The sequence below is a fragment of the Kitasatospora sp. NPDC057500 genome, from assembly GCF_042802195.1.
Taxonomy (GTDB): Bacteria; Actinomycetota; Actinomycetes; order Streptomycetales; family Streptomycetaceae; genus Kitasatospora.
In genome coordinates this window covers 1-5,456 of record NZ_JBHVER010000330.1, presented here as the reverse complement: position 1 = coordinate 5,456, position 5,456 = coordinate 1, and the positions used below count along the sequence as shown (strand labels likewise).

Sequence of the window (5,456 nt, the reverse complement as noted above, 5' to 3'; positions counted from 1 at the left end):
ACGCTGGTGGCATTGCCCATGCTGCAGCGTAAAGCACAGCCAGCCAGCTAGCGCGCCGTCCAGCCCCCATCCACCGGCAGCGCCGTGCCGGTGATCTGTGCAGCGGCATCCGAGGCCAGGAACACCACCATCTCGCCCAGCTGCTCGGGCGTTACAAACTGCAACGAGGGCTGCTTCTCAGCCAGCAGCGCACGCGCGGCGGTCTCCTGATCCGTGCCATCGCGCTCGGCCAACGCGGTGATCTGCTGCTCGACCAGCGCCGTCCGCACCCAGCCCGGGCAGATGGCATTGGCGGTGATGCCGGTGCCCGCATTCTCCAGCGCGGTGACCTTGGTGAACCCCACCACGCCATGCTTGGCCGCCACGTAGGCCGACTTGTTCACCGAGCCCACCAACCCGTGCACCGACGCAATGTTGATGATGCGGCCGGCGCGCTGCTGCTTCATATGCGGCAAGGCCGCCGCCGTGGCATGGAACACGGCCGAGAGATTCAACGCCAGGATCGCATTCCACTTCTCGACAGGGAATTCCTCGATCGACGCGGTGTGCTGGATGCCGGCGTTGTTCACCAGGATGTCGATGCGGCCCATCGTCGCGACGGCATGCTCAATCATCCAGCGCACTGCCTCGCCACGGGAAAGATCGGCGCCGTCATGCGCCACGCGCACGCCGAACTCGGTTTCCAGCTTGGAACGGATGCGTTCGATCTCCGCCGCATCGCCGAAGCCATTCAGCACGATATCGGCACCTTGCCGCGCCAGGGCTATGGCAATGCCAAGACCGATACCGCTGGTGGAGCCGGTGACCACCGCAACTTTTCCACTGAACATGGGCGAGCTTCCATCGGGGTAGGCCGCCAGTGTAGCGTTACCGGCCTCCGCACCCTCCTCCTACGTGCCCACGTCCAACGAGTACGTCAGCAGGAATTCCCTGGCGTACTCATTCCCCGACTGCGCCGAAGCGCGGATCAGGTACACCGCATGCGGCACGTCCCTGGCAACACCCATGCCATGGAACAACGCCAGGCCAAACTCGTACATGGCCGACGGATAGCCGGCCTCCGATGCCCGCTCAAAATGCGCGGCCGCACGCATGACGTCCTGCTCGACGCGGTCACCGGTCAGCAGGCACAGCCCTATCGCATGGATTGCCGGGATATAACCCTTCTCTGCGGCCTGCTTGAGGGTCGCGAAGCTGTCCGCCTCGGCATGTGCGTCGTCCTCCCCCACAGGCATCGAAGAAGAGAGGAACAACGCTTCAGCACAGCCGCGTGCAAGCTGCGGGGCCAACAGCCGCCGCGCCTCGGCAATGTCACCACCGTCGAGCATCGCATCGAAGTCGGTCGTGAGCTGGGTTGGCATGTTCGTCATGGCGCAGGCGTCCGTCCTGTTCGCGGGCATCCGTTCGCCCCGCTGGCATTATGCCTGCACCAGGCCAGGGCATTGCACCAGCCCCACAAGGCCGGGTGACCAGAAGACTCTCCGCGTCCATCGATGTTGGCCCTATAGTCAACGCCATCCACCCAAAGATGGCCCGATGAACCCCTGCACCGCCCTGCTGCCTGCCGCCCTGACCGCACTGCTCGCCCCCGCCACCAGCGTGGCCGCACCGACCGCGCAGGCGGCCACGCCGCTCACCACCGGCAGCGTGCGGCTGGATATTGCCAGCGGCCGCGTCGAAGGCAATGTCTGCGTGTCCAACCTCCCAGCCGAATCAAGGGGCGCGTTCGTACTCAACGCCGGCCTGAACGTCGCGCGGGTCACCGACGGTGACGGCAAGCCGGTAGGGTTCGATGGCTGGTACGACCCGGGCGTGGATGGCGAGGCGCGCGTCTACACCCTGGCCGAGCCCACCGCCACGCTCTGCGTGCAGTACGTGGGCGCGTTCCCGCTGTACCCGAAGCACGATGCCATGGGCGACTTCAAGGGCATGATGGCCTTCAACGGCGACAGCGCCCGCTTCACCGAACAGTCCGCATGGCTGCCGCAGGCATTCGACCCCAAGGCCCGCGTGCGCAGCAACGAAAGCCGCTACGACCTGCAGGTGGACTGCGCCGGCTGCCGCTTTCTGTATCTCAACGGCAGCCCGGCCATCGAAGGCGCGCAGGGGCGATTCCGCAGCGACAACGCACGGCCGATCCTGCTGTTCGGCGGCGGCGGCCCGATCACCCGCACCGCGCAGGTCACGATCCTTAACGAGACCCTGCCCTCGGCCAAGGTCCAGGCACTGTCCAGCACACTGCAGAAGGTAGCCGACGTGCACAGCCGCTACATGGGCATGCCGCTGGCCGACCGCCCCACTTTCCTGCGCATGGTCACGCTCAACCAGATCGAGCGCGACCGCGAAGGCAGCGAGTGGGGCTTTGCCACCTGGCCCACCATCGCCATGAGCGGCAGCATCGGCAATGTGGCCGACTCCCTGCTGGCTGGTGGCGAACATGCTGAACGGCGCGTGCAGTACATCGCACACGAAATGGGCCATTACTACTTCGGCACGCTGAACCGTCCGCAGGGCCCCTACTTCTGGGTTCTGCTGGAGTCCAGCGCCGAGTTCCTGTCGATCAAGGCGCTGCGTGAGATCAGTGGCGATGCCGCGGCCGATCGCTACATCGCACGACTGCAATCGGCCGTCGATACGCACGACAAGCCGCTACCCCCGTTCGATGCCATCGATGGCAACTCCGATCTGGGCGAGATATATCGCTACGTCTATGCCCCTTTGCTGCTGCTTTCGCTGGAGAAGCAGGTGGGTGAGGCAAAGATGCAGGCCTTCATGCGTGGGCTGCTGGCCTCTCCTTCGCCGAAGGGCTGGGCAGAGCTGCAGGGCATTGCGCTGAAAGCCGGCATCGATCTCAAGACCTGGGAGCATTGGCGGGCAAGCTGTGTGGCTGGCGGCAGGCAGAGGTGCCAGTAGATCCACGCCATGCGTGGATTCACTCCCTCAACGCCCGCACAACTGAATCGCCCAGCACCGTGTCCAAGGCGACTCGCCCCCTGGCCCCTCCATTTGCCAATCAGCGCCGCTGATGTCCCCGCACAATCAGAAGAACAGACCCGCCTGATCGACGGTCGCCAGAGGATTGGCCTTCCGCACCGCCTCCAGGAACAGCAGGAAGTCGCGGTTGAACAGCGTCAGGTTGTTGGTGAACGTCACGCACTTTCTGCCCGATGCTCTGCTGAAGCACACCTGCCAGACATAACGCCCGTAGATCCTGTCGGACGTTCGTGTGACTGAGGTGATCTGCGAAAGCGGAACTGCCGTGGGCACCGCCCCCCGCCGCAGGTGGAAGGATTCTGTATCAAAGAAGTAGTGCTCGCGATCCTCTTTGCCATCCACCATCACCAAGGTCATGGACGTGCCGGAAATCCGGCGAGGGGGATTCAAACGCAGCCCTGATCCCAATGCAGAACGCGCGGTCGCTGACATTCGCCGAAGGATGAGCCAGAGGATCACCAACGGAAGCGCCGCAACGACAATGAAGCCTGCAGTCTTCAAAACAGTTTCCAGCGTGCTTGGCACACAGATCTCCAGGATGAACTTTCAGGCGATGCCCAATCCACGCCATGCGTGGATGACTCTCCCCCAACGCCTTTTCACTTCCAATGATCCGGCCCCAGGAACGGCAGGCTTAGCACAAACACCGGCACGGCCACAGGGATCAGCGCCGCGCCGAGCACCTTGCCCGCCGCCGAACCCGCACCCGGCTTGCCCTCCCTCTCCGGCAGGATCCGCTGCGCCCGCGCATTAATCGGCTGTTCCAGCTTCCCCTTCTCCGCCAGTGCCGCAGCATCCGGCAACTGCACCCGCTCGCCGTCGCCCTCGAACAGCGCGCTGTAATAGCTGCCGCCCTTCCTTGAAAGATTGCAGGCGCGGTCAAACGCCAGCGCGTAACGGGTCCGGTCCATCGGCAGGTAGTAGCGCGCCCGCTCCTCCACGGCCTTGGCCTCACGCGGGAGCACCTCAATCCGCTCCAGCTTGAACTGTCCGGCCAGCTCTGCCGTCACCTGCTCCGGCAGCAGCAGCAGCGCATAGCTGCCGTGCACCTTGGCCTTGTTGGCCGGGTCGCGCCAGTCCTCATGGAAGTACATCTGCGCGCAGGCCACCGCCTCGCGCAGCGGGCTGTCCATCAGCGCGCGGTACTCGCGGAACGGCGCGGCATTGAAGCGCATCGGCTCGTCATAGCGCGGCAACAGGTACAGCTGGCCGTCGTCGGCCACGAACGCACTGGTTATCTCGCGGCTGGAAGCGTGCTCCTCCGGGCCACTGGCACAGCCAGACAGTAGGCCAAGGCACAGGGCGGAGAGAATGAAAAAAGACGTTCGCATGTCGTGTTCGAGGGCTTGCCTGGAAAACCGGCCCCGCCCAGAAGGACGAGGCCAGCCCACCATGTTGCCACGACACGGCACGCGATGCAGACCCCGCCTTACTTCAACCGCTCCACCAACCGCTGCCCCACCTCCAGCGCCGAAGCCGGGTTCTGCCCGGTAATCAGCTCACGGTCCACCACCACATGCCCCATCCACGGCGTGGCATTGCTGCTGAACCGCGCACCCGCCCGCTGCAACGCGGTCTGCGGGTAGAACTTCATCTCACCGCCACCCAGCAACGGCTTGGCCTGCTCTTCTTCCTGGTTGCTGATCACCGTCATCTGGTAGCCGCTGTAGATCCACTTCGGCATGGCCGGCATCGCACCCGTTTCCAGCTTCGCCACGAAACCCGCAGCATCCGGCAGCGTGGACAGCAGCGCGATCGGCCCGTGGCAGACCAGCGCGGTGGTTTTGTTGCGCTGGTGGAAGTCGGCCAGCAGCCGGCCCAGCGCCGGGCTCTTCAGCAGGTCCTGCATCGGCGCGTGGCCACCCGGAATGTAGACCGCATCGAAACGCGCGTAGCCCTGCTGCTCGATGCGTGCCAGGCTGACCACCGGCGAGGCCGTCGCCGAGGTCAGCGCCAGTTTCTCCAGCAGTTCCTTGTGCAGCGTCAGCTGCGCGGCATCGTTGCCGAAGTACGCCGGCGTCACCGAAGACGCATCCACCGTCGGCGCTCATGCGGCTCCCTCGTCGTCGCTGGTGCCGGGATGTCGGGACGGCCATTGCACCACGACGGCCCCGGCCGCGGCGCCACCTTGCCGTCCTTCAGGTCCAGGTGGTTTTCGTCGGACAGCACCACCAGCACGTTGGCGGCCTGCGCGCCGCTGGCAGCCAGGGTCAGGGCCAGCGCTGCGGCCAGCCGGGTCATCAGGTTCATGGGGGAGCTCCTAATCGGGGAATGGCGGCCACTTTATTCATCGCCCCAGCGGCGATAAATTGGCCCCATCGCAAAACATCTGTTCCCCGGAGAGCCAAATGAGCCGCAAGTTCGACTACCTGGGCGATGTGGAGGTGTTTCTGGAGGTGGTCGAGCACGGCTCGTTCACCGCCGGCGCGGTGGCGCTTTCCACCACGCCCTCGGTGCTGATC

Annotated in this window: 7 protein-coding genes; 1 reads left to right on the top strand and 6 read right to left on the bottom strand. The window is 65.0% G+C overall.

All coding sequences use genetic code 11. The annotated features are described in order from the left end of the window. Positions 1 to 47: 47 nt before the first annotated feature. Together ACFU74_RS35720 and ACFU74_RS35715 are read right to left on the bottom strand one after the other, a co-directional pair. Complete coding sequence (locus ACFU74_RS35720) at positions 48 to 830, bottom strand: 3-hydroxybutyrate dehydrogenase (RefSeq protein ID WP_076739206.1); 783 nt, start codon at positions 828 to 830, stop codon at positions 48 to 50. A gap of 60 nt (positions 831 to 890) precedes the next feature. Further along, positions 891 to 1,370, bottom strand: a complete 480-nt coding sequence (locus ACFU74_RS35715) for a tetratricopeptide repeat protein (protein ID WP_158230118.1) — start codon at positions 1,368 to 1,370, stop codon at positions 891 to 893. 166 nt (positions 1,371 to 1,536) lie between these two features. Here ACFU74_RS35715 and ACFU74_RS35710 point away from each other — a divergent pair, with 166 nt between their 5' ends. After that, positions 1,537 to 2,913, top strand: coding sequence for a hypothetical protein (locus tag ACFU74_RS35710; RefSeq protein WP_076739208.1), 1,377 nt, complete (start codon positions 1,537 to 1,539; stop codon positions 2,911 to 2,913). Positions 2,914 to 3,039: 126 nt separating this feature from the next. Here ACFU74_RS35710 and ACFU74_RS35705 read toward each other — a convergent pair whose 3' ends face one another. The 4 genes from ACFU74_RS35705 to ACFU74_RS35690 all read right to left on the bottom strand — a co-directional run bounded on the left by ACFU74_RS35705 (position 3,040) and on the right by ACFU74_RS35690 (position 5,244). Then, positions 3,040 to 3,519, bottom strand: coding sequence for a hypothetical protein (locus ACFU74_RS35705; protein WP_224481843.1), 480 nt, complete (start codon positions 3,517 to 3,519; stop codon positions 3,040 to 3,042). Between the two features lie 74 nt (positions 3,520 to 3,593). Further along, positions 3,594 to 4,217 (bottom strand): hypothetical protein, encoded by a 624-nt coding sequence (locus ACFU74_RS35700; RefSeq protein ID WP_378878144.1) that lies wholly within the window; start codon positions 4,215 to 4,217, stop codon positions 3,594 to 3,596. Positions 4,218 to 4,423: 206 nt separating this feature from the next. Further along, entirely contained in the window at positions 4,424 to 5,017 is a 594-nt protein-coding gene (locus ACFU74_RS35695; RefSeq protein ID WP_380764295.1) for a type 1 glutamine amidotransferase domain-containing protein, read from the bottom strand. Next, complete coding sequence (locus tag ACFU74_RS35690) at positions 5,014 to 5,244, bottom strand: hypothetical protein (RefSeq protein WP_380764294.1); 231 nt, start codon at positions 5,242 to 5,244, stop codon at positions 5,014 to 5,016. The genes ACFU74_RS35695 and ACFU74_RS35690 overlap by 4 nt, the downstream gene beginning before the upstream one ends. Positions 5,245 to 5,456 lie beyond the last annotated feature (212 nt).